This is a genomic window from Vibrio sp. SALL6 (assembly GCF_002002385.1).
GTDB classification, from domain to species: Bacteria; Pseudomonadota; Gammaproteobacteria; order Enterobacterales; family Vibrionaceae; genus Vibrio; species Vibrio parahaemolyticus.
The window spans coordinates 260853-287089 of record NZ_MQVK01000006.1 but is presented as its reverse complement, the minus strand read 5'-3'; the positions used below and the strand labels follow the sequence as shown (position 1 = coordinate 287089).

The window sequence follows — 26237 nt, the reverse complement described above, 5'->3', positions numbered from 1 at the left end:
CGGGAGATGGCATTTTGTGTGGATATTGCCAAACCCAAAACAGGGCAGTGCAAAGTGAAAATCACGCTTAATCGCCGAAACATTGATGGTTGTTTAACGATGTCGCTGGACGAGAGGAAGACTTCGAGAGGGTCTCTTGTTAAAAACAGTGCGTTGAAGTCACTTGGGTATCATAAATAAGGACATAATTACTAATGTGGATTCCATCTAAACTTACTCGTCCCGGCCGACTACACAATGCCATTGTGCGCCCACGAGTGTTGGACTTACTACAACAAGCGCCTTACTACAAATTGGTTTTGTTCCGTTCTCCAGCAGGTTACGGAAAAACAACGATGGCCGCTCAGTGGCTATCCGATAAGCCAAACGTCGGTTGGTACAGCATTGACGACAGTGACAATGATGGCTTTCGTTTCGTCAACTATTTACTCCAAGCGCTGAACAAAGCGACCAACTTCAGCTGCTCGAATGCGCAAAAGCTGGCCGAAAAGCGCCAGATTTCCTCTTTACGTTCCCTGTTCAGCGAAGTATTTGCCGAAATGGCAGATTTTCATCAAGAGTGCTACGTGGTACTCGACGACTACCATTTGATCACCAACGATGAAATTCATGAATCCATGCGTTTCTTCCTCAAGCACATGCCAGACAACTTAACGGTTGTCGTCACCAGCCGTGCAGCGCCACCTCTGGGCACTGCTAACTTGCGTGTGCGCGATTTAATGATCGAAATCGGCAACGAAATGTTGGCGTTTGATACTGAAGAAACCACCCGCTTCTTTAACCAACGCATTGCCGATGGCATTGATGAAGACATGGCGAACAGCCTAAGAACCTACGTGGAAGGTTGGCCATCTGCGATGCAGCTGATCGCGCTGCAAGCCCAACATCAAAACCGCACATTGGCGCAAACGGTCGAGTCGGTATCGCAGTTCAATCACGCGCATTTGTGGGATTACCTAGTCGAAGAAGTATTCGACCTGCTCGATCACGAAACTCGTCACTTCTTGATGCAAGTTTCTGTGCTGGATCACTTTAACGATGAGTTGGTATTTGCCCTCACCCAACGCGAAGACGCGCTGGGTCTGATTGAATCGCTTAACCGTTACGGCTTGTTCATTTACCCACTTGAAGGCGAGCATAACTGGTTCCGCTTCCACAACTTGTTTGGCGAGTTCTTGTCTCACGAGCGTCAAGCACGTATCCCTCAACAAGAAAAAGATCTTCACCGCAATGCGGCGGTCGCTTGGTTGCAACAAAAATCGCCACACCAAGCCATTCATCACGCACAAAAGTCCAACGATAAAGACTTAGTCGTTGAGATTTTGAATGAATTCGGTTGGAAGATGTTCAACCAAGGCGAATTAAGCACACTCGAGCATGCCATCAATAAGCTGGATGCAGAGCTGCTCTTTAGCCACCCTAAATTGACGATGTTACGTGCATGGTTAGCGCAGAGCCAACACCGATACAATCAAGTTGGCCAATTGCTTGAAGAAGCCGAAGAAGAGCATAAAAAACGTAATATCGAGCTCGATATTCATTACCAAGGCCAAGCTAACGCGCTGCTTGCTCAGGTCGCGATTAACAGCAACCAACCCGAGAAAGCGCTTGAACTTGCGGAGCTGGCTCTCAGCCAACTAGACAACACTATTTACCGTAGCCGAATTGTCGCGACCTCAGTCGTAGGCGAAGTGAACCACGTGCTAGGTAAACTCGACCGCGCGTTGCCGATGATGCAGCAAACCGAAAAATTGGCGCGCCAGTATCAGGTTTACCATCAAGCACTGTGGGCGATTTTACAACAAAGCGAAATCTTGATTGCTCAAGGTTACGTGCAAGCGGCCTTTGAGCTGCAGGATTCAGGCTTTCGTCTGATTGAAGATCAGCAATTACAGCACGTTCCTCTGCACGAGTTTTTATTGCGTATACGCGCGCAAGTTTTATGGTGCTGGAACCGCCTAGATGAAGCCGAAGAATGTGCGTACCGAGGCCTACAAATTCTCGAAAACCATTCGCCGAGTAAGCACTTACATAGCTACTCAATGTTGGCACGCATTGCGATTGGCCGTGGCGAGCTAGACAAAGCCGGTAAATTCATCGAACACATTCAACATTTAATGAAGCAGTCTACGTACCACGTAGATTGGACCGCCAACGCCTCTTTATCGTTGATCTTATTCTGGCAAGCGCGTGGCAATACAGAAGCCATGCAAGAATGGTTGAACACTGCGGTTCGTCCAGAATCGGCATGTAACCACTTCTTGCAACTGCAATGGCGCAATATAGTGCGTGCACACATCAATTTGGGTCAGTATGAAGAAGCGCGCCAAGCGCTAAACTTCCTGCAAAGTGAAGCGCGCCGTACCAACCTCATTACCGATACCAATCGCAACCTCGTTGTCGAAGCAGTCTTGGCCGCACGCCAAAAAGACGAAGATCAAGCCAAAGCACTGTTAAAAGAGGCGCTAGTGATGACGAACCAAACCGGTATGGTCGGAAACTTCCTGATTGATGGCGCTACGATTGGTGGCCTGCTTGAGAAACTCAGCCTGCGTCATGAGCTGGGTGATCTAGAACGTCACCGCGCTCAACAGCTAATGAAAGACATTTCATCGAATCAACGCAGCCGCTCGATTCACTTTGATGAAGACTTTATTGAAAAGTTGGTGAATCACCCGAATGTGCCGGAGCTTGTACGCACGAGCCCGTTAACACAGCGCGAATGGCAGGTTCTAGGTTTGATTTATTCTGGCTTTAGTAACGAGCAAATCGCACAAGAATTGGATGTGGCAGGTACGACAATCAAAACCCACATTCGCAACTTGTATCAAAAGCTCAACATCGCTAATCGTAAAGAAGCCATTGTAACTGCGGAGAATTTACTGCAATTGATGGGTTACTAAATCAAATAACCTTAGTAAAGAAATGGGATTTTAGTTGAAAACAACAATGGGTTGGCGTTATGCGTCAGCCCTTTTTTATAAGCCGCCAGTGGGAGAAGTGCAATTTGCAAAGCACGTAAGTAACGTTGTTCATATACGACAGGCAAAAAAATAGCCAACCGCAATAATCGCGATTGGCTCATATTTATTGTGAACAATCTATATTCACTAACAACGTCAGTTGGCTAGGTGACCCTCGGCTTAAGAAGGGTCGAGAAGTATTATGCATTAATCATGCCAATTTTCAAAGCTTTATTTTTGGGCACAAGATCTCATATAAACTGATATTTCCTATATAAATTTTTGCAAAAAACAAAACCTAATTGCATTATGCAATTTCAAAATGCAATTTAGGTAATTTATTAACAATTGAGTTAGTCAAAATGTAAATGAAAATAAAATGTTAACGAGTTGAAAGTTCGCTGTTCTCGCCTTTTCCTGGGATTGATTCATAAGCAACCACTCAAATATTAACTACGACACTATTTCATACTTTTTTCGCAACAATCTTTGTATACTCTGTGCCAACTACATGACTTAGCACTAAAGAAATGAACTATCTAATTACTTTCTTCAAAGGAATAGCCATGGGTGCAGCCGACGTTGTCCCTGGCGTGTCGGGCGGTACTATCGCATTCATAACTGGCATTTACGATACACTGCTTGAAAGCATTCGTCGTATTAACCCGTCTCTTTTCTCTATCTGGCGAAAAGACGGTTTTAAAGCCGCATTCAATCATATTAACGGCTTTTTCCTTATTGCTCTGTTTGCTGGCATCTTGTCGAGCATTGCAACCTTAGCGAAGTTGATCACATGGCTGCTAGACACTCATCCGATCCCTATTTGGTCGTTCTTCTTCGGCCTCATTTTGGTCTCTGTGTATCACATCCTCCGTCAGGTAGAGAAACGCGATGCGATTCGTTTCGTGACTCTTCTACTGGGCGTCGGCTTTGCGTATAGCATTACGGTGCTGAAACCACTGCATCTTGAACCTACCGCTATTAATACGCTGATTGCAGGTGCGATAGCAATTTGTGCGATGATCCTCCCTGGTATCTCAGGCAGCTTCATCCTGCTACTGATCGGTATGTATACTCCGGTACTTGCGGCCGTAAAAGGCTTCCAAGTGGATACGTTGGCGCTATTTTTATCGGGCTGCGTGATCGGCCTACTTTCTTTCTCTCATCTGCTCTCGTGGTTACTGCGCAAGTTCCGCGACTTCACGCTGATGTTCTTAACTGGTTTGATGATCGGTACACTACCTAAAATCTGGCCTTGGAAAGAAACCCTAACATGGCGTACGAACTCGAAAGGCGAACAAGTACCGTTACTACAACACAACTTGTCTCCAACTGAATTTGAACACATTACCTCTCAACCATCGCAGCTAGTGATTGCGGTTGTCATGATGCTGGCTGCTATTGCGTTGGTTTTAGGTCTCGAAAAGTTCGCAGACTCTGACAAATAAACCGCGAAGCACATTCATAGAAAACGGAGCCATTGGCTCCGTTTTTGTTTTTAGGACGTAGAAGAAATCCAACAATTCGGTAGTTCGGCACACGCTCTCAACCTAAGTCCAACTCACTATGAGTCGTTAACTCATTCATCTCAAAATCATTTAGGTATAACGCACAAATTGTCGAGGAGACGCCTTGGCGAGTTACACATATGTGCTACGATGCGGTTAATGTTAAGTGATAAATGCTGAACCTTAATGAAAGTGTTAAAAATTGCCGCCATTGCGGTCGCACTCGTTGCGGGATTCTACGCCCCGACGCTGCTCAAGAGTTTCTCTTCTTCCTCGACAGTCAAACCACTTGATGAGTACTGCCTGCTCTCGACAACGGCATGTGTCCAACAAGATGTCACCATGACACTCAATGTCGATAACGCTCAGCCCCTTATTCCTGCTAAATTCGATGTCGAATGGAACAAAAGTGACGCAGAGCAGTTGGTTCTGAGCCTTTCAGGAAGAGAAATGGAAATGGGTGAGCCGAAGTTTCTCCTCAAGAAAATAGCACCTGGAAAATACTCTGGCGAAGTCGTGTTGCCCGTTTGCACTCAAGAATCGATGACGTGGGTCGGAGAACTGACCGACGGACAATCCACCATCTATCCCGCCATCAAAATGCAAAGATAAGGAATCATTATGAGCCGCAATTGGTCTCTCTTTCTCGTAGTCGCATTCGTACTGGGTTTCGGTACGAAAACCTATTTAGATAGCCTAGATAAACCCGCAGACGTTTCAGAAACAGCCTCGTCAGAACAAAGCGTGTTGTTTGGCGAAAACAATCAACCAGTCAACGTCTTTGATGTGAACGACCCTCGTATTCGTATCGTGTATTTCGGTTTTACTCGTTGCCCTGATGTCTGCCCAACGTCGCTCGCGATGCTGGCAGGTGCACTAAATCAAATCAGCGATGAGCAAAAAGCGCAGCTGCGCCCGATGTTTATCTCTCTCGATCCAGAACGTGATGAAGCGGACGCGTCCGCAAAATATGCGCACTACTTCCATCCTATGATTGAAGGCCTATCTGCGCCGTTGGACATCACGACGCCACTTGCTCACCGCTACGGCGTTATTTTCCGTAAAACCGAATTAGAAGGTTCGGAACTGAAGTACACCCTTGACCACAGCTCTTACTTCTACTTCCTCAAACCGGACGGCACGTTGATCACCAAAGTGCCACACACGCTAACGCCTGCGCCGATTGTTGAAGCAATTTCAAAACTCACCACTAAGGAAGGCTCGAATGAAGACTAATCAACTGTTTAAAACCTTGGCTTTGGGGGCATTACTGCTCAGCCCTTTAGCTCAGGCTAAGCTCGATGTCATGGCGCACGAACCGTATGCGCGTGCTATGGCTCCGGGTGCAACCACCAGCGCCGTCTTCGTAACCTTTGCCAACCGCAGCCAAGACGACATCAATATCGTTGCCGCAGAAACGCCAGCAGCAGGCAAAGTCGAATTACACGATGTCATTAAAGACGGCGATGTGATGAAAATGCGCCAAATCGACCGCATCACGCTAGGCGCAAAAGAGACCACCGAGCTAAAACCAGGCAGCCTACACATCATGCTGTTTGATTTGAAAACGCCGCTCAATGAAGGGGATGAAATCGAAGTAACCGTGACTTACGATAACGGCCAAAAGCAGAGCTTTAACGCGCCAGTGAAAAAAGTGATGGCAGGGATGAAACATACAGCCCACTAAAATCGAATTAGGCTCCTCATTAGGAGCCTTTGTTTTATTCGCTCTCTCGCAGCGCAATGGCGATTTTATTTAAAAATGTAAATCTGTGCTTTATGCCCCATACAACACACCTCCCTCTTCGCTATAACTCTATTTCCTTGTTTCCACATCTAACCCTGTTCCCGAGATAACTCTTTATGTTTCAAGCTCTCAAACGCGTTTTCAGTTTTTTGACTCAAACCAATCCAAATGTCGAGCAAGACGTGGACACCATTATTGCCGCAATTGGTGGCCTCGATAACGTGGTGGAAACCGGGGCGTGTGCAACGCGGCTAAGACTCACGCTGCGCTCTACTGCTGTCGTAGATAAAGAGGCTTTAAAGAAACATGGCGCTCATGGCGTTGTTGTGTTGGATGAACGTCATATCCAAATCATATACGGTTTGAAAGCCAACACGTATTCGCAGATCATGGAAGAACGAATGACAAGCTAGGCGCTCGTAGCAACTCTCCTAGCAAACTAAGCGGTGATTTTGCTACCCACAAATAAAAAGGGCAGCTATACTCTCCTCGTTTCATTAACCAAAGAATGAACTCACCAACGTATCAACTAACAAAGAGGACACATGATGATTGTATTGAATAGCACTAACTGGGCATCGCAAGGGTAAACCTAACCGCACCAACTCTGTGGCATAGCCACAACTCCCCTTCTCTGCCCGGTCTTCACCGGGGTCAACTCTATCCGAATTAGACCCTAATGCGATTTGTATTAAGGCGCTTTGTTGCGTCTGGGATAATTCAACAATGAATCAAACACATACTTTTTGTGACACATTAATTTCTACTTCAAACCCATTAAAGCAATTGGGTTGGAAACCATTTTTTCAGCAACAACTGACACTAGACGACTACGACAATACGATCTTTGCACGCGTGATCGCGCATCACCGAAGTGGTTATTTATTGGCAACAGAAGCAGGGCAAGTTCACCTTAATGTCCACCACTCTCTGCCCAATATGACCGTCGGAGACTGGGTGATCTTAAATGAAGATCAGCAATTTGTTCGCTTACTGGATCGCTTGAGCCTCTTTAGCCGCAAAGCGGCGGGCAACAAAGTGGCAGAGCAACTCATCGCGGCCAATGTCGATACGGTGTTTATCGTCTGCTCACTCAATCACGATTTCAACTTAAGCCGTATTGAACGTTACTTAGCCTTAGTTCACGAAGCTGACGTCGAGCCCGTTATCGTACTTTCCAAAGCCGATTTGTGCGACGACGTCGATGAACTCAAAAGCCAAGTACAGAAGCTAGACCCTCTGCTAGTCATTGAGACGGTCAACGGCTTAGATGCAGAAAGTACTTCTAAACTCATGAGCTGGTGTAATGAGGGGCAAACCGTTGCTTTTATCGGTTCATCAGGGGTGGGTAAGTCAACGCTGGTCAACGCGTTACTTGGTCAACAAGAACAATCGACAGGGCATATCCGTGAAGACGACAGCAAAGGACGCCATACGACGACCTCGCGATCGATTCACCTATTACCTGCGGGCGGGATTTTGATCGATACTCCAGGAATGCGAGAAATCCAACTCGTCGATTGCGAAGCTGGTGTCAGCGAAGCCTTTGCTGACGTTGAAGCGCTTGCCGAGCATTGTCGATTTGGTGACTGTAAACACCAAACTGAGCCCGGTTGCGCCGTTCAAGCGGCCATTGAAAGTGGCTCTCTTGAAGTTCGCCGTTTCAACAATTATCTAAAACTGCTGCGAGAACAAGCCTTTAATGGTGCGACCTTAGCAGAGCAACGAGCTCAGAGCCGACAATTTGGCAAACTCACTCGCAATGTGATGAGTGATAAACGCAAACGTCAGCAAAGTTACTGAGTTGTTAGATTTGAGTTGTCAATAAATTCAAAGGAGACTTTCGTCTCCTTTTTAATAACTTTATTAAAAACCATTACTCATAACCAACGAGATTTTTCAACATAAAAATCTCGTTTAGATAACATCGAGCAAACATTTAATCCAAAAACAAACTAAAACTAGACACAAAATATTACCAAGCTAAGATATGTGATATTCAGCAAGAAAATGGCTGAATTTATAAAAACAGGATAATTGATAATCATGTTCTTAGCGCACAGAAGCAATGCTCATTCCTTGTTCATCAAGGGCATTATCGCCGTGTAATGTTTGGCTATTGCCCTGCCGCTCTGACATAAAATTGCAGGAATGACGTATGCAACACAACAGCCTCGTTGCCCGATATGCTCGCGGTAACCTCGTTCTCCAGATCCTTGTCGGTATTGTCTTTGGTATTTTGCTCGCAACAGTTTCACCAAGCCATGCTGAAAGCGTTGGACTGATTGGTAGCCTTTTTGTAGGCGCTCTTAAAGCCATCGCACCGATCCTAGTGTTTATTTTGGTTGCCGCTTCAATCGCGAACCAAAAGAAAAACCAACACACTTACATGCGCCCAATCGTTGTTTTGTACCTAATGGGTACGTTCTTCGCAGCGCTTTCAGCCGTGGTTCTAAGCTTCCTTTTTCCGACCCATCTAACGCTTGTAACCGGCGCTGAAGGTGCAACGCCTCCTCAAGGTATTGCAGAAATCCTACGAACATTGCTGTTTAAACTGGTTGATAACCCAGTAAACGCACTAGTAGAAGCGAACTACATCGGTATTCTTGCTTGGGGTGTGGGTCTTGGCCTTGCACTTCACCACGCATCAGCAACAACGAAAGCGGTATTTGAAGACCTAAGCCACAGTGTTTCTCACATTGTTCGCTTCATCATCCGTCTTGCACCATTTGGTATCTTTGGTCTGGTTGCTTCAACTTTCGCGACAACGGGTTTCAGCGCGCTAGCAAGCTACGCTCACCTTCTTGCGGTTCTACTTGGCGCAATGATGATTATCGCGCTAGTAGTAAACCCAGCGATCGTATTCTTCAAAACCAAACAAAACCCGTACCCATTGGTATTCCAATGTCTACGCGAAAGTGGCGTAACAGCGTTCTTCACTCGCTCAAGTGCAGCGAACATCCCAGTAAACATGGCGCTATGTGAGAAGCTAGACCTAGATGAAGACACTTACTCAGTATCTATCCCTCTGGGTGCAACCATCAACATGGCTGGTGCAGCAATCACTATTACAACGCTAACGCTGGCTGCAGTGCACACAATGGGTATTGAAGTTGACCTGATGACAGCGCTACTTCTAAGTGTTGTCGCGGCGGTTTCTGCATGTGGCGCTTCTGGTGTTGCGGGCGGTTCTCTACTGCTTATCCCTCTAGCGTGTGGTTTGTTTGGCATCTCAAACGACGTAGCAATGCAGGTGGTAGCGGTTGGTTTCATCATCGGTGTGATTCAAGACTCTGCTGAAACAGCGCTAAACAGTTCAACAGACGTTATCTTTACCGCTGCTGTTTGCCGTTCAGAACAGCAAAAAAGCCAGTAAGATAAACATTGAATAATAGAAAGGGGAGCCTGTTGGCTCCCCTTTTTCGTTGTCGATAATTTATTGTCGACAGAATATGCATTCGGTGTCACTTATTGATCACCAATAAACTTTCTGTCGGTTTTTTCTGAAACACGGGATTTACCCTTAAACTTTCGAGATTCGATGCGTAAAATGCCACCCCATTGTATGAATGGTCGATTTAATTTAAGGGCAAACGAATGAGATGGTTGTCTAGTTTCTCATTGAAAGAGTGGTTGTTCGCTGCTGTTTTACTAAGCGGAATCTCTGCTTATGCACTCCACCATTCGAATCAGCGCACGTCCGACGCCCGCTCTGCTGCCATTCAAGTTTTGTTTGCCGACATGCAGTACTACGTCTCCATTCTCAACGCCAATGCGAAAGCGTTCAACCAAGAGAATGGCGCAAACCAATGTGTCCTGACGGCTGTGGGCTATCAAGAGTTTTACAACGGCTACCCAGAAACGCAAAGCGAATGTGGCGAACACCTTGGCTTTTTTGACAACATGACGATCTCAGACGAAATGAAGCAGGCGAACTTGGTGTTCATTGAAAACAACACTTATTCGATAGTCGGCTACGGCCCTAGTGACTCGCCAGAAGCTTTGATGCAAGGCAAATGCTACGCCTATTACCGATTGGAAGGCGCAGGAAAAGACGGACACAGTTTTAAAGTCGATACGTCCCAATGTTAGCGATCAAAAAAGGAGCCGCCGGGCTCCTTTTTTGTGTTCGAAAATAGCGTTACGCCATTTCTAGTTCCACTTCTTCAATTGGGAAGTGTTTGCTTGGTTCAACAAACTCTTGCTGCGCTGCGATGGTTTGCAGTTCCCATTCGCCTGCATGGTAAGTGGCGCTTAACACTCCGTAACACGCGTCGTGACAATGTTGGAAAGCTTGTTTAGGAGACCAACCTTTCAGCAATCCTGAAGTGAAGATCGCCGAGATAAGGTCGCCCACGCCAACAGGTTGTTTAGCAAACTCAAATTGAGGACGCTTCGCAAGGTAAATGCCTTCTTGCGTTGCCAGTAGCATGTTGAAGCTGCCATTTTCTAGGCAGTAAAGGTGCTTAACTAGCACAACTTTTGGACCTTTCGCTAGCGCACGTTGGCATGCGGTGATCGCATCGTCTAGTGAGTGGATTTCCATCTCAGCAAATTGACTTAGCTCGAATTGGTTCGGAACGATCACGTCCGCCATTGGCATCAAACGAGTCAGAAGATTTTCAGCAATACCCGGAGCCACAATGCAGCCTTTGTCTGGCGCGCCCATCACAGGGTCGCAAACATAAAGTGCGTTCGGATTCGCTTGTTTCACTTTCGTCACAGTATCTTCAACAGCAAGGCACTGCTCTGCGCTGCCTTGGTAGCCGGTCAACACCGCTTGGCATTTTTCCAATGCACCGATGTTTCCAAGACCACGAACTAACTCGCTGATGTCTTCAGCCGCAAACGCTCGCCCAGTCCAACCTTCTTGATACTGCGTGTGGTTAGAAAATTGAACGGTATGAATCGGCCATACTTCGAAACCCATGCGTTGCATTGGGAAAACGGCACTGCTGTTACCAGCATGACCAAAAGAAACATGAGATTGTATAGAGAGGATACCTTGCATAGTACCTTACCTCTTATTGTTGTTATCGATAGTTCAAAGACAGCGGCAAGCGCCAGTTTTGCGAAACCAGTAGTGTATCCGACAAACCAAGATTCTCTAACTCAATTCTCCTCAATATCTTCAGAGTAAGTTGGAGTGCTGGTTTTCAACACCATCTTCTTAATTTCCATTTTGTCTTTATTCAGTGCGATTTCTAGGGTATCTCCTTCCCTTATCCCGAGCTGAGCCAGGATTGCGCTTGGAATGACTACGGCGGTATCGTCACCGATTTTAACAGGTTGACTTATCATCTTTCGTCCTCCAAATGTCGAAAATGAGTTTTCACGTCATTGGATGTCTAGTCTCAAATACATTGAGCTGACTTGGATTTGGCGTAAATGCCTAAAAACAAAGAGCCTTCCACACCGCGTTTGGGAAGGCTCTTTCAGTATTATTTTTTAATTTGCTAAAGGCTCATGCTTCGCAGCAATCAGACCGTAAGCACTCCAGCCTAGGAAGGTTACGATAGAGCCCCACATCATCGCTTCGTAGCCGGAGCCGTAAAGCGCGTAGAAACTGTACAGAGAGCCAATCAGAGCGATAACGTTGGTGGTTTTCATCTCGCGCTCCGGCACGTGCGCCACTTGCTGCATGATGAAGATTGCGCCCATACATAGAATGTAAGGAATAACGTTTGTTACTACCGCTAGGTTAACCAGCGCTTCGAACTGCTCGTTCAGCGTTGGAGAGATCGTCATTAGAGACAATACAGATTGGATAATAGTAATCGCGATCATACCTTTGATTGGCGTACCACGTTTGTCCACTTGAGAGAACAATTTAGGGAAGAAGCCAGCATCAGAAGACGATTTGAACACTGACGCGATAGTGAATTGCCAACCCAATAGAGAGCCCGCACAAGCCAATACCGCCATACCCGCAACCACTTTACCAGCAGCTGAACCTAACATCACTGTCCATACGGTTGAGAATGGCGCTGTAGATGCAGCAAGCTCAGAGTTTGCAACGATACCAGAACAGATGTTTGTCGATACAATGTAAACCACAGCCGCGATTAGTGTACCGCCCAGTACTGCGATTGGTACGTTCTTCTCTGGGTTTTCTACCGCTTCAGAGTTCGCACAAGCTGATTCAAGACCAAGGAATGCCCATAGCGTCATCGCAATAGAAGCACTCACTGCTTCACCAAATGGCAAGCTGTGTGGGTTCCAAGCTTCAATGTACATGGTTGGGTTAAACCAGAACCAACCAACAATACCCAATGAACACACTGGTAAGATTACGCCCCACACGGTGAATGTACCAATTTGACCTGTGATTTTCGCACCACCGAAGTTAGCGAAAGTACAAATCCAAAGAATGGCGATGGTGTACAAACAGGTTTCGACCGGAGATAGGGTCACTTCAAAGAATGCGGAGCCGTAACCCACACAAGTAATCGCGATCGCAATGTTCGCAATAAGGAGCGACAATCCGTAAGTCCAGCCCGCCATAAATGCACCCGATTTACCGAATGCATAAGACGCGTAACCGTTCATACCGCCGTCACGTTTACTAAAGCGACCACATTTTGCGAACACGTAAGCCAACGCCAAAGAGCCCGCCGCCGTGATCAGCCAAGACAACACAGAAATGGTGCCCACTTGCGCCAGTTTACTTGGCAGCATGATGATACCGGAGCCGGCCATGTTGATGAATGTCAGAATGGTTAACTGCACCACCGACATTTTTTTAGTTTCAGTACTCATAAATTATTCTCCACGAATAAGCGGTTCGCACCGACGCCGGAGCGTGGTGCGAACGGGTAGATTAATCTTTTAGGACATAACAATGTGCGGTAGTGCGACCGTTAACATCTTCAAGGTACACACCTTGAATTTCTGGCGCGAAGCCTGGGAAGCGGTTGATGCCTTCTTCTAGAGATAGGAAGTAATCCACCACGTGTGGGGTCCAGATTTCACCAGTGATCACACAGATGATGCCTGGAGGGTAAGGAAGTGCACCCTCAGCGGCTACGCGACCAACGGCCTCTTTAAGTGGTAGGTAATCGCATTCACCACGGAAGTATTTGCGTGTCGCCACGTCTGGTTTGTGAACCATTTGTGGGAAGTACTCGCTGCGGAACATCGCTTTTTGTAGCTGTTTCACGTTCAGCTCTTTGTACATGTCATGCATTTCCTGACATAGCTGACGGATGGTGTAGCCACGGTAGCGTTCTTTATTCGCTTCGTAGACGCTTGGAAGTACGATACTTAGAGGCGCATCATCACGGATGAATTTTTCGAATCGGTTAATTTGAGCCACAAGGTGACGGATCTTACCCATATCTTCCGCAGGAGTGAGTAGGAACAAGATAGAGTTCAAGTCACACTTCTCAGGGATGATGCCGTTTTCACGAAGGAAGTTCGCCAATAGCGTTGCAGGAATACCGAAATCTGCGTAGCTGCCGTCTTCTGCAATACCCGCAGTAGTTAGCAACAATTTACATGGGTCAACGAAGTATTGACCTTCACCGTAACCTTCAAATTTGTGCCAGCTTGCGTTTGGCTCAAACATGAAGAATTTCTTGTTAGTGGCGATCACGTCAGTGTCGTAGCTGCCCCAAGGTTGACCTTCGACTTCGTCTGGAATGAACGGACGAATCAATTCACAACTCTTAAGGATTTCTTTACGCGCTTCGATACCAGTCTTAACCGCATCGCGCCATAAACGCAGACCTGCTTCGCCATCGTGGATCTTCGCGTTCACATCAAGCGCAGAGAACAGTGCGTAGAATGGTGAAGTCGATGCGTGCATCATAAACGCGTTGTTAAAGCGTTTGTGGTTACAGTAACGAGCTTGACCTTTGATATGGCGGTCTTTTTTGTGGATTTGCGATGTTTGAGAGAAGCCAGCTTGTTGTTTGTGAACAGACTGAGTCACGATCACACCTGCGTCTTCTGGTTTCAAATCCAGCAGCAGTGGTGAACAGTCTTTCATCATAGGGATGAACTGCTCATAACCAACCCACGCAGAGTCAAACAGGATGTAGTCACAAAGATGACCGATCTTATCCATCACGTAACGAGCGTTGTAGATAGTACCGTCGTAAGTACCAAGCTGGATAATAGCAAGACGGAAAGGACGTTCATCGCGTGCACGTTCTGGATCCACTTTCGCGATTTGAGCACGAATGTATTCTTCATCGAAACAGTGCTCATCCATACCACCGATGAAGCCCCAAGGGTTACGCGCCGTTTCTAAGTAAACTGGCATACCACCCGCTTGGATTAACGCACCGTGGTGGTTCGATTTGTGGTTGTTACGGTCGAACAGTACCAAATCACCTTCAGTTACTAGCGCGTTACACACCACTTTGTTTGAAGCAGAAGTACCGTTGAGTACGAAGTAAGTTTTGTCCGCGTTAAATACTTTTGCAGCGTGCGCTTGCGCTTGGTGTGCAGAACCTTCGTGGATCAGCAAGTCACCTAAATCCACGTCCGCGTTACACAAGTCACTACGGAACAGGTTTTCGCCAAAGAAATCGTAGAATTGTTTACCAGCTGGGTGTTTTTTGAAGAACTGACCACCTTGGTGTCCCGGACAGTCAAACGCTGAGTTACCCATCTCAACATAGTGCGTTAATTGCTTGAAGAAAGGAGGAAGCAGACGACATTCGTACTTGGTTACTGCTTCGTTGATTTGACGACAGTAGTACTCAATAGATTGTCTTTCTAAATCGATAACGCCAGTTAGCCAAACGTAATCTTCTGCCGAAACTGGGTTTTCATCCGTTACTAAGAAAACTGGAATACCGTAACCCGTTTCAGAAATCATTTTATGCAGACCTGCTTTAATGTCTGCTGAAGTAATAATAGCCGCACCAACGTCGGTTAATTCAACTTGCTCTAAAGGTTGTAAATGACGATTAAATTGTTCATCTAAAGATTCAGCTAATAAACTGAAGTCTTCTGGCATGTAATTACTAACACCTATAATTAAACGTTTCATTTGGAATATCTCTTTTTTGTTCTTTAAAATTGACAGGTACAGATATTACAAACGAAAACGATATTTAAAATTCAAAAAACAAATTTCGTGATTAAATTTTCATATTTAAAAGTCTTATTTTCTCGAATTAAAATTTCGCGATCTTCATCACTTTCCAATTGATAGCCCAATGATATTGAAACCAGACTTAAAAGGAAAAATAATTAAAAATTGTGTGACCACAGCCATTGTTGTTAGAAATAAAATATCAAGAAAATAAATTTTTGAGATTTCTATCACTATATAATTAGTAGGACTATATTATTAGGGATAATAAATATTATAATTTTAACTAAATTTAAACACATAATAAAAAAGCCATCAACACATGTATTGATGGCTTTTTACTTTAGGTGCAAAGGAAACACAATTCAATTAAATAAATGACTATCTAGCTTTACGCCATTGTTGGACCACTGTTGATAGCGTTTTACCGCGATACCAGACGAGTACATGGTATGCTTACAATCCATGCACTCGACAAAGTACAGCCCGCTCATTCCTGCCATAACGTGCAGTCTACGGCTATCGCAACGCTTACAGGACAAGCGTTGCACCTTAGAGTTCACATCTATGCGTCGGGCAAAGTTAAGAGTCTCATGAGAGCAAAGGGCTTCCACTGCGCTTTCCTTGAACGGATGCTCACTGAGTAAATGATTGATGGCGTAATCGTACACCGGGGGAATCGAAGATTTGCCACTTTCAATATTGGTTATCTTAGCTACGGAAACTCCCAACAAAGACGCAAACTCCGCTTTGCTGTATTCCAAGATGAACCTTGAAGAGATGAACTTATCTGCACTAATGATTCTCAACATACACAAATCTCTAATAGAAATAAAACAGAGCAAATGGAATATGCTCCATTTTCTGTTGAAACATGTAATGAAAAAGTTACTTCCGAATGTTTTTATACGCATAGTATGCGCTATTTTTATTTGCTTATTATCTTGCGCCTAATTAAGAATAAAATCAACAAATCAAACCTTAAACCAAAAATATAAATTTAAATTTAGAGGTACAAATTTTAATTAATATTATTAGATAAAGTAATGAGTGTATTTTTTAGCCTTTTATTTATAGCCACGAAATTAATTTCCAATTCCAGTTAATTAGATATTGGAAATGTTTGATTTGAGCTTAATAACCATCTCTGAAACAGGGGGGATTCCCCTCCATTTTTAGGTTTCACTAGAAAGTCTGAACTAAACGTACAAAATCTGTTGAGAAATCGAATAAATAATATGCAAATGAATAAATTAAGATCTTCGCAACACTCAACCATGACCGCTTGGCCATGTTTGCAGCGTTAGTACATATAGAAGCGAACATCGTGATTCAGGACTCGATGCGATGAGAAAACACGCAAACGTCTTAAAAACGGTGTACTCGTCTCTATATAGAGATTCTTGTAAAAACAGGGATGGGAAGAGAGAGGGTGGCATCGCCTAGAGGAGCTTGCCAGTAGCTGTTATCAGGCAATAAAAAAGCCTCATTACTGAGGCTCTTCGAAGATTAAGGTTGTAAAAAATTCTGCGTAAAATCGAGCACATCTTTGGAAGGCGTTTTCTGCTCAGGTGGTTTCGCTGATTGATCTTCTGTTGTGACCGTTGTCATATCCGGTTCGAAGTTTAGCTCCGTCGTCTCCTCCCACGTATTCCCCCCAGATTTGTGCTCGTCACTTAACACTTCGTTAAGCTCTTCTTCGCCAGGGAAATATACGTCACGTTTGTACACCTTGTTCAGCGCACGAATGATCGAGTGCTTTTTCACCATGCCAGATGCTAGCTTTCTTTGCAGAGGCTTCGCAATGGATTGAAGTCCAACCACCACATCCACACCGATGTTCGCCGCCACTTCATCGCGAAGGGTGCGAGCTGGTTGATAACCCATATTGGCAGAAAGAAACAACCAAACATACGCAATCGCATTGCCTGTTTTTCCTCTGTCTTTCCATGCTTCGCCTGCATGGTACATCGCTTCTGCGCTGCCGCCCTCAGCAGCACGTTCCAGCCAATAGCAACCTTTCACCATGCTCTTGTCTGCACCAATGCCGTTTAGATAACACAAGCCGACTTGAATTTTTCCTTCTGCACTGTCTTTTTCTGCCGCTTTCATAAACCAGTAAAGTGCATCGGCTTTATGGCCTGAAGTATTTTCAGGCGAGAGCTGCCACTCTCCCATGTAAAGCATCGCAGCAATGCAACCTTCTTCGGCCGCCGTTTCGATGAGTTGATGGCCTTTCGGGATGTTCTTCTCTACCCCTCGACCAAACACCAGTGCTTTACCTGTCGTGAACTTCGCTTCAATATCACCTTCCATGCCCGCGATGGCAGTTCGCCAAAAGTTCGCCTGCTCTTTTAAGATCACATCTTCTCGCATTCGCTCACTAAGGCGCACAATGCCGTACATGCCTGTCACGTTATCCAACTTCGCCGCTTTGTCGTACCAATACAGCGCTTGTCGAACGTTGTCCCGCTCAGCTTCTTTCGCTAAAAACAAAATCGTCGGGATGTGGCCAGTTTCTGCTTTAAACTCACGCTCTTTGCGTTCTTGCTCGCGCGCCTTTTGCATCGCTTTACGATACGCAGCTTCACGCGCTTTCCTCTCGGTCTCCAGCCGTTGCCTTCGCATCGACAATGAGATCATCCAAACAAATATCAGGACGAGTGAAAGGCCAGTTGCCGCAATGGCAATGCCCATACTACTCATAGATAGCCTCTTTTTTAGTCAGGGCCCAAATGAACTCCCTACCGGGGAGTCTTGAAAATCACATGCCGACCAATATCGGCAGCCTTTATTATATAACGACCATTACCGCAAAATCTGAAGCTTCTAAGTGTCTGTTGGCGTTATTTTATTCAATATCAGCGTAACTTATTTTTAAAGGCAAAATATCACCCCATTTTTTATAGAAGTTAATCACAGTTTTGGGGCTGAGATATTCTCCTCCCCTATCATCCCCCCTTACTCCTCCTATAAAAATTTACATTTTGATGGTGTGCGGAATATCTCACTATGCGACCGTTTTATTATTTATTTTGTGAACAAAATCGACTGTGACAGAAAATTTTTACTTGTAAAAAACTTAACAGCCTGCTCTCACATTTTGCTGATGATTCAGTGTATTAGCATCTAGTTGAACATTTCCTTTTCGGCATCTTGCCCCAAATAGGGCGTGTAGCGCTTCGAGCTTTAGAGCCACGAAATACCGCACGTCCGTTATATCAATTCAATAACAATGGATTTGTAAACGTGGACAATAAAACATTCAAATTATCAACGATTGCCAAAACCGTACTGCCTTTGATTTCCATCGCGGTCATCAGCGGTTGTGGCAGCGATAGCACAAGCGACGACACCACGAACCCAGGCTCTGGCCTATACCCTGCGGGAGAGAACGAGGTTGTCATTTACTACAAGCGCGATATTGCATCCGCATCAACGGCAAGCGACTACGAAGGTTGGGGCCTGCACTTGTGGAACGGCGAAGGCTGTACCAGCACCGACTTAGAAGCCATGGGCATTGCTGGCACAGGTACGGACTGGTCTGCACCGCGTCCATTCGACGGCATCAACGACACCTACGGCGCTTACTACGTACTGAAAGTGAACCCAGATGCGTCTGATCCGCACGAATGTATGAACTTCATTCTGCACAAAGGCGATGAGAAAGCCTTCGGTAGCTCGAACTCAAAAGTGGAGCTGACCAAAATTGGCGACTCTAAAGGTCTATTTGGCTTCCACGGCAGCAGCGAGCTTTACTACGAGCCAATCGAAGAACGTCCAGTCGATATTGATGGTCAAAAAGCGCATTGGTTAGATGCCAACACTATCGCATGGGAAGCGGCAGCCAATGCTGATTCCATGAAGCTGTTCTACAGCTTGACCAACGACATCCAAATGGATGAAGACAAGCAAATCTCTGGCGGTACAGCTGTTGAGCTGACCAAAGCGGGCGATTTGTCTGACGGTCTTAAATCTCGTTTCCGCCACCTTGCAAGCCTTCAAGCTGCTGGCATTGATGTGGACGATGCAACCCTACGTACGATTCTGAAATCACAAATCGTCATGGTGGCTTACAACGCAAATGGCGACGTTATTTCTGCAACTGAAGTGCAAAAGCCGGGCGTTTTGGATGCAGTGTTTGCCGATTCCAAGGCAGGTGACGCAATTAGCCAAGAACTCGGTGCGATTGTGGAAGGCGGCGCAGCAACCTTCAAACTTTGGGCGCCAACAGCGCAAGACGTTGCTCTGATCATCTATGACGAGAATCTGAAAGAAGAAACAACCGTTGCGATGAAAGAAGATTCAGCAACTGGTATCTGGGTTTCTGAAGCGCAAAGCAACGTCGTCAACAAATACTACCGTTACCAAGTTAAAGTTTACCACCCAACAACGGGCGTCATCGAAACTCGCTTGGTCACCGATCCATACTCTCTGAGCTTATCGAAAAATTCGATGTACTCTCAAGTAATCGATTTGGATGATCCAAGCTTGATGCCACAAGGCTGGAGCGACTACGAACGCCCAACCGTTAAAAAAGATGAAGACCACGTACTGTACGAATCACACCTTCGTGACTTCAGCTTTAACGATACAAAAGGCACCAAAGAATACAACGGTAAGTACTTAGCACTCACAGAAGCAGACCGCGAATCGGTCTCTCACTTGCAAGCACTAAAAGACGCAGGTTTAACAACGCTTCACATCCTGCCAGCGTTCGACATTGCTACGGTTGATGAAGAAGCGGCGAACCGCGTCGATATTACTGACACCGTAGGTAAATTGTGTGGCATCAAACCAGAAGCGTCTGTCTGTGACGAAGTTGATGGCGCGAAAGTGATTGAAGATGTGCTGAACAGCTACGATCCAGCCACCGGTTCTGCGCAAGCACTGATGAACGATTTGCGCATGCTAGACAGCTTCAACTGGGGTTACGACCCATTCCATTACACGGTGCCAGAAGGCAGCTACGCGACCGATCCAAACGGCTCAAAACGTATTCTTGAGTTCCGTGAAATGGTGCAAGCAACGCACAAAATGAAGCTGAAGCTGATCATGGACGTGGTGTACAACCACACCAATGCCTCTGGCATTAACGACAAATCCGTTCTAGATAAAATCGTCCCAGGATACTACCACCGTCTTAACGTCAACACTGGCGGCGTAGAAAACTCAACCTGTTGTGACAACACTGCAACAGAAAACTTGATGATGGGTAAACTGATGGTTGACTCATTGAAAGTGTGGGCGGACGACTACAAAGTTGACGGTTTCCGTTTCGACTTGATGGGCCACCAGCCAAAAGATGTGATGGTCTACGCGCTTGAGCAAATCCGCAAGATTGACGAGAACACCTTGTTCTACGGTGAAGGTTGGGACTTCGGTGAAGTGTCTAACAACGCTCGTTTTGATCAAGCCACTCAACTAAACATGGCTGGCACTGAAATCGGTACGTTCTCGGATCGTCTGCGTGACGCTGTTCGTGGCGGCAGCCCATTTGATGGCGGTGTCGATTCAGAAGGTAAGCACCCACTTCGCTTCAACCAAGGTTTTGGTAACGCGGCTTACGCGAATGAAGAAACCAAAGTGGATGCAGAATCAGTGAATGGTCGTCTACACAACCAAGATTTGGTTCGTCTAGGCATGGCGGGTAACTTGGCTGACTTCGTTCTTCTAGACTACAAAGGCGACACAAAACTAGGTAAGAACGTTGATTACAATGGTGCGCCAGCAGGCTACACAAAAGTGCCATCAGAAAACATCTCGTACGTGTCTAAGCACGATAACCAAACACTGTGGGATAACAACGCGTACAAGATTGCGACTGCGACTCCTTCTGCAGATCGTGCGCGCATGCAATCTGTCTCGCTATCAACAGTAATGCTTGGCCAAGGTATCCCATTCATCCACATGGGTTCTGAGCTTCTGCGTTCTAAATCGATGCAGCGCGACTCTTACGATTCTGGTGACTGGTTCAACCGCGTCTTCTTTGACGGCAGTGACAACAACTGGAACGTAGGTCTGCCTCGTGAAGACAAAGACGGCGCAAACTGGGAGCTGATCAAGAAGATCGTTTCTGATACGACAGCGAAGCCAGATACAACCGATATTGAGCTAACCAAACAACAATTCCTAGAACTACTAAAAATCCGTAGTTCAAGTGAACTGTTCCGCTTAGATACCGCTCAAGAAGTCATGAACCGTGTTGACTTCCGCAACGTTGGTAAAGACCAAGTGGAAGGCTTGATCGTTATGTCTATCGACGATGGTAAATCAGCTGGTGCCGATTTGGATTCGAAATACGATGCGATCGTTGCTGTGGTGAACTCAACATCAACAGAGAAATCATTTGTCGTGAAAGGCGCGACAGGTTTCGAGCTGCATGAAGTTCAACAAAACTCTGCAGATGACATCGTGAAAGGCGCAAGCTTCGCAAATGAAACCTTCACTGTGCCAGCACTGACTACTGCGGTATTCGTACAGCCACAAGACGGCGCGCAAGGTGTGGGTCTGCCAGTCAATACGGACAACAAAGACGTATCGAGCATTCCTCCTTTCGGTGAAACCGTGGTTTACGTGAAAGGCACAATGAACAATTGGTCAGACAACAGCGACTGGGCAATGACTTTCATTGGCAACGGCATGTACTCAGTAACAGGCGTACTTGAAGCAGGCAGCCACGAGTTCAAATTTGCAGACACAGGTTGGGCAAATCCGAACATCGGTTGTTCTGTGGCAACAGTGGGCAGCGGCTCTCTGGAGCTAGGTGCAGACGAAAACTGTAAACTCACCGTCGCAGAAACAGGCAAGTACAACTTCACACTGAACGCGCTATACGTTCAAGATGAGAAAGTGGAAAAACCTGTGGTTTCCGTAACCAAATCTGCGGATGCACCAACGTTTGGTGAAACAGCACTGTACCTACGTGGCACCATCACAAGTTGGGACACTCCGGCGCAAGATTCAGCAGCGAAGTTCAGCTACGTCGCCAATGATGTTTACTCGCTAGACATTGACCTAGCTGCGGGTAGCTACGAGATGAAGATTGCAAGTGCAGACTGGGCAGCAGACACCAACTTCGGCGGCGAAGGCAGTGTTGAGCTTGGTAAAGCACTGACGATGGAAGTCGGTGGCGGTAGCGCAAACCTAAAAATTGCGATTGCAGAAGCAGGAAATTACAACTTCCACTTCAATGCGGCTGACAAGTCAGCGCCAATCGTAACCGTCACGAAGAACTGAGTTCTCCAGTTTTCACAACATCCGTAAATACAAGGGGAAGCATTATGCTTCCCCTTTCTTATTCTCAATGGTTCGCCGTGAGATTGACTCGCAATGTTGAAACCAATTGCGCGTTAGTTCCCCCAAATTTGCTCAACAAATTCAGGATGATCGATAAACGGGTTGCGGTTCCCTTGGAACTCAAACACCAAGTCATTGCGACGGATTTCTTTCGCGCTAACAGGATCATTTTTGTGCCAACGTTTCAGCATGTTTAGCATCCAAGGTTCAAATACGTTCGTACTGGTGCCATCCAACACCGCGTCAGAGTTGCTCGTGTTGTTCTCCCAATTGCCAATCACGTTCTCGTAACGGGTTGCCATGTAAAAATACGCGCGCGCAAAATCGCCTTTAAACTCATCAATCGGCTCAAACACGGTGCCTGAATAACCCAGTGCTGTGCTCGCTTGACCTAGCTTAGAACCATTGCTGGAAACATAAGTCGAGGTGCCCACTTCGCCAAATGGCCAGTTGCTACGTTTGGCGTTTACATAACCATCGGTGGCAAACAAATGGTGACCGTCTGAGTTCATCGGTTCAACTTTGCCACCAAACCAGCTTTTTGGGAACGAGTGTTCACGGTTGTAGCAATCCCCTTCTTGACTGTATTGACCGCATTGGTCGGTTACTTTCGTGAAACTCACTGTGTCGTTGCCCGCAGGCTTCTCTGAATACATATCAAGAATGGAGCCGTCTTTCTCGTAGTAGTTGTCCAAATCTGCGTCTTTAACCAAAGTCCAAATCGCTGAATAGCCACGGCTGGAGTGATTATTGATGATGTTAAACAACGCCGTTTTGAGTGCGTAGCCTGTCTTGCCAGACGCGGCTTGATAATACCCATCAACCACTGGTGGAGTCGTAGTGGTGTCACCTAACGTAAAATCAGTGGTTTCGCTTTTGGCGAACTCAGCGCCAGAAGCAAGAGTCTTGGCTCCTTCCATCAACGTGTACGAACCCGCGCCACTTCCACAACAAATGCCGTCACCATACTCATCTTGAATGGTGAGCTGGTAGTCCCCGTCGGCTAAACACATGCTTTTTTCAACGGTGGTTGCCGACTCATAACCCTGACCAGAGAACAGTACTTCGGCTTGGCTGTTTTTCAGCGTCCAACTCGTTTCAGAGCCGTAGTTGTCGGTCGTGAGAGTCAAGACCACTTGGTGATCACTACAGCTCTCTACGGGAGGCTGCGTGCTTGTCTCGGTCGGTTGGAAGTTATCGACATAAACCACTTCTGAGCCGTCAAAGCCCGCTTCATCATAAAAACGTAATCCCACATCGATGGTTTTCGTGGTCGTCGCGGTGTAATTGAGTGTGAGTTCTTGCCACTGATTCGTTTGCTGCGGATTGGAGTAGCCGTGATAACCGTCTGCCACCAATCGAGCTTTTACATGCCCTTCAGTGTGATACACCGAGACAGAGAACGGATAGGTTTTCCCTTGCTCCACATTAATGGTTTGCAAAAAGTCGGTGTTGCTCTGGGTACCCGTGTTCACGACGACTTGAGCAGCCAAGCCGCCCGATTTGATTTGTTCGCTGCTTGGCGACACCGCGATGCCAGCGTCAATCACTGACCACTGCGTAGGTGCATTGCCATTCCACTGTTCAAAGTCACCATTAAGAATTTGGCTATACGCGAGCGGAGAGCTAACGGCAGCAAGGAGACAAAGAGGAGCTGTGATGGATTTCATTATACTTTTCCATTAGTTATGTAAATCCCACACACGATAAACATATTAGTTAGGCATAAATAACCCATAAGTCACACTTTTACGTTGCACGAGTGTTAATTTGCTTTTTAATGTGCAGCTTATCTCACAAATATCGTACGGATTAACAGCAAAATACCAGTGCAAAACGCGAGGTAGCCAGTTATCCGCACTTTGGTAAAAACCATTGAGAAGTTGAGAAGAAAGGAGAGAAGTAGAGCGAAAAAAGCCAAGTGTGCACCTATGGGGGTCAGCAACAACACTTGGCTTGTGTATTAGAAAAGTTCTGTGCAGCTCAACCGATGAGCGGCAATGCTGGATGATTCCTTAGGGAGTTACCGCAAAGAATCGCCCTTGTAATGGCGACATCGGAAGTTGATATTGACCATTGCTCGGAGCAATTTTTTCATTCGTGAGTAAATCCACCAGCTCACCTGTGCCAACACTCTCCTGAGCAAGAATGACGGTTCTCGCGCTCTCTAAGGTATTTAACGCAAACAAGACTTTGTCTGAACCAGATTGTTTCAAGTCCACATAACTGCCGTTGCTCGCAACTAAATTCGTGCGTGACCCTTGATAAAGAGCGGGATGCGCATCGCGCATTGTCATCAGCGATGTCACATAAGCTTTGAGATCGGCTTGGTTTGCATCAAGCGTCGCCGTCACGCCTTCAATTTTCGCACTGCTGCGCGCAACGTGATCATCGCACAAACCTTGAATAGCACAGGTGTTGTTGTCTTCTTTTGCGGCAAAACCATCCACTTGATCCCCGATTTCATCGCCGTAATACAACGTGATTGGCCCAGTGTACGCAGCTTGGAAAGCAAACGCGGCTTTATGGCGTAACCAATATTCTGCATCATTCACATCCGCCAAGTTTCCGCGCTGCAACAAGTCACCAAAGCGCACTAAATCGTGGTTGCCGATCATCAAATTCGGCTGCGCATGTGTTGGATATTGGTTGTGTGTGCTGTAGCCGTTGTCTAGCCAATCCACACCGCGACCACCCACGCCACTCTCATTCACAGCCAAAGTTTCAACGATGCGATAGCGCATAGGGAAGTCAAACGCAGAGCACAATGCTGGATCGCTGTTCGATCCATACGCCTCATTCGCGATCTCAGACTCCCCTTTCCAAATCTCTGCCACCATGTAAGCCAACGGATTCACTTGATCGCCTTTGCTATTGGTGTACGTCACACTTTGTGAGGCTTCATCGACGGCTTTACGAAGTTGTGTCCAAGCGTCTGTCGGAACTTGATAGGCTTGATCTAAACGCCAGCCGTCAATCTTGAGTTCTTTGATCCAATACGTCGCCACCTCTTTGTAGAAATCGAGACTGGCTGGGTAATCCACGGGATTGCTTGAGCCTGAAGGCAACAAGCCGGAAGGCGAGGGTTTGATCAAACCATTCTTATGGTGGCCAAATACGCCATCAAAAAATACGTACAAACCGCGTTTGTGTGCTTCTTCGACTAAAGTTTTCGCGGTCGCTAAGTCACCAAATTTGGGGTCGATTTTAAAGTAATCTGTCGCAAAATAGCCGGTGGCGTCCAAACGATCCGACCAATGATCTTGTCCTGCTATCGCTTCTGACTCAAAAACTGGCGTCAACCAAATCGCATTCATCCCTAAGTCTTGGATGTAATCGAGTGAATCAATCACCCCTTGCAAATCACCATTGTGATGGCTGGTACCATAACCTGTACCGTGACCAATGCTTGCATCACCATCAACAAAACTCTCTACCATGATTTGATAAGTACGAAGTTGGTTACTTTGCGTCATGACATTGGCTTGGCAAGCATAACTCGTATCCGGTAGCGGCGTGCTGCTATTACTGTCGCCACCAGAAGAATTACACGCAGATAAAGCACCCATCACACTTAACGCAAGCAACGATCGATACAGGCGATGGTTACGTAGAACATTACGCATTTTACTCTCCCTAATTTACTCAAATAACCTACAAACATTTGAGTAATA

The 26237-nt window shown here is 46.2% G+C and carries 18 protein-coding genes; 10 read left to right on the top strand and 8 right to left on the bottom strand.

Annotation, left to right across the window (positions count from 1 at the left end):
- Positions 1–194: 194 nt before the first annotated feature.
- The 9 genes from malT (at position 195) to BIW15_RS03160 (ending at position 10310) form a co-directional block, all read left to right on the top strand.
- A complete protein-coding gene (malT, locus tag BIW15_RS03200; protein WP_021450511.1) occupies positions 195–2903 on the top strand; it encodes an HTH-type transcriptional regulator MalT in 2709 nt (902 codons plus the stop codon).
- Between the two features lie 590 nt (positions 2904–3493).
- On the top strand, positions 3494–4411 hold the full coding sequence (locus tag BIW15_RS03195) for a DUF368 domain-containing protein (protein ID WP_077280562.1): 918 nt from the start codon (positions 3494–3496) through the stop codon (positions 4409–4411).
- A 246-nt stretch (positions 4412–4657) separates the two neighbouring features.
- The gene (locus BIW15_RS03190; RefSeq protein ID WP_031818437.1) at positions 4658–5083 is read left to right on the top strand and encodes a hypothetical protein; all 426 of its coding nucleotides are present in this window, start codon (positions 4658–4660) and stop codon (positions 5081–5083) included.
- 9 nt (positions 5084–5092) lie between these two features.
- A complete protein-coding gene (locus BIW15_RS03185) occupies positions 5093–5707 on the top strand; it encodes an SCO family protein (RefSeq protein WP_029810164.1) in 615 nt (204 codons plus the stop codon).
- Entirely contained in the window at positions 5697–6158 is a 462-nt protein-coding gene (locus BIW15_RS03180; RefSeq protein WP_025607727.1) for a copper chaperone PCu(A)C, read from the top strand. Before BIW15_RS03185 ends, BIW15_RS03180 begins: the two co-directional genes overlap by 11 nt.
- Positions 6159–6334: 176 nt before the next feature.
- Positions 6335–6631 carry a glucose PTS transporter subunit EIIB gene (locus BIW15_RS03175; protein WP_005480175.1) on the top strand — a complete coding sequence of 99 codons (297 nt, stop codon included), beginning with the start codon at positions 6335–6337 and terminating at the stop codon, positions 6629–6631.
- A gap of 313 nt (positions 6632–6944) precedes the next feature.
- Positions 6945–8021 (top strand): ribosome small subunit-dependent GTPase A, encoded by a 1077-nt coding sequence (rsgA, locus tag BIW15_RS03170; RefSeq protein ID WP_077280561.1) that lies wholly within the window; start codon positions 6945–6947, stop codon positions 8019–8021.
- Between the two features lie 355 nt (positions 8022–8376).
- Entirely contained in the window at positions 8377–9594 is a 1218-nt protein-coding gene (sstT, locus tag BIW15_RS03165) for a serine/threonine transporter SstT (protein WP_077280560.1), read from the top strand.
- Positions 9595–9815: 221 nt separating this feature from the next.
- Positions 9816–10310 carry a hypothetical protein gene (locus tag BIW15_RS03160; protein WP_053302374.1) on the top strand — a complete coding sequence of 165 codons (495 nt, stop codon included), beginning with the start codon at positions 9816–9818 and terminating at the stop codon, positions 10308–10310.
- Positions 10311–10359: 49 nt separating this feature from the next.
- Here BIW15_RS03160 and pdxY read toward each other — a convergent pair whose 3' ends face one another.
- From pdxY to BIW15_RS03130, 6 genes are all read right to left on the bottom strand, one after another.
- Positions 10360–11229 (bottom strand): pyridoxal kinase PdxY, encoded by an 870-nt coding sequence (pdxY, locus tag BIW15_RS03155; RefSeq protein WP_005499985.1) that lies wholly within the window; start codon positions 11227–11229, stop codon positions 10360–10362.
- 101 nt (positions 11230–11330) lie between these two features.
- A complete protein-coding gene (locus tag BIW15_RS03150) occupies positions 11331–11519 on the bottom strand; it encodes an AbrB/MazE/SpoVT family DNA-binding domain-containing protein (protein WP_005458312.1) in 189 nt (62 codons plus the stop codon).
- Positions 11520–11666: 147 nt separating this feature from the next.
- Positions 11667–12977 (bottom strand): putrescine-ornithine antiporter, encoded by a 1311-nt coding sequence (potE, locus tag BIW15_RS03145; protein WP_005374814.1) that lies wholly within the window; start codon positions 12975–12977, stop codon positions 11667–11669.
- 61 nt (positions 12978–13038) lie between these two features.
- Entirely contained in the window at positions 13039–15219 is a 2181-nt protein-coding gene (speF, locus tag BIW15_RS03140; protein ID WP_011106546.1) for an ornithine decarboxylase SpeF, read from the bottom strand.
- A gap of 410 nt (positions 15220–15629) precedes the next feature.
- Positions 15630–16076: a helix-turn-helix transcriptional regulator gene (locus tag BIW15_RS03135; protein ID WP_005458369.1), complete on the bottom strand. Its 447-nt coding sequence runs from the start codon at positions 16074–16076 to the stop codon at positions 15630–15632.
- Positions 16077–16773: 697 nt separating this feature from the next.
- Positions 16774–17970 (bottom strand): tetratricopeptide repeat protein, encoded by a 1197-nt coding sequence (locus tag BIW15_RS03130; RefSeq protein ID WP_077280559.1) that lies wholly within the window; start codon positions 17968–17970, stop codon positions 16774–16776.
- 543 nt (positions 17971–18513) lie between these two features.
- Here BIW15_RS03130 and pulA point away from each other — a divergent pair.
- Complete coding sequence (pulA, locus tag BIW15_RS03125; RefSeq protein ID WP_077280558.1) at positions 18514–22503, top strand: pullulanase-type alpha-1,6-glucosidase; 3990 nt, start codon at positions 18514–18516, stop codon at positions 22501–22503.
- Positions 22504–22616: 113 nt separating this feature from the next.
- Here pulA and BIW15_RS03120 read toward each other — a convergent pair whose 3' ends face one another.
- Together BIW15_RS03120 and BIW15_RS03115 are read right to left on the bottom strand one after the other, a co-directional pair.
- The gene (locus BIW15_RS03120; protein ID WP_077280557.1) at positions 22617–24233 is read right to left on the bottom strand and encodes an endonuclease; all 1617 of its coding nucleotides are present in this window, start codon (positions 24231–24233) and stop codon (positions 22617–22619) included.
- A gap of 345 nt (positions 24234–24578) precedes the next feature.
- Complete coding sequence (locus BIW15_RS03115; RefSeq protein ID WP_077280556.1) at positions 24579–26189, bottom strand: alpha-amylase family glycosyl hydrolase; 1611 nt, start codon at positions 26187–26189, stop codon at positions 24579–24581.
- Positions 26190–26237 lie beyond the last annotated feature (48 nt).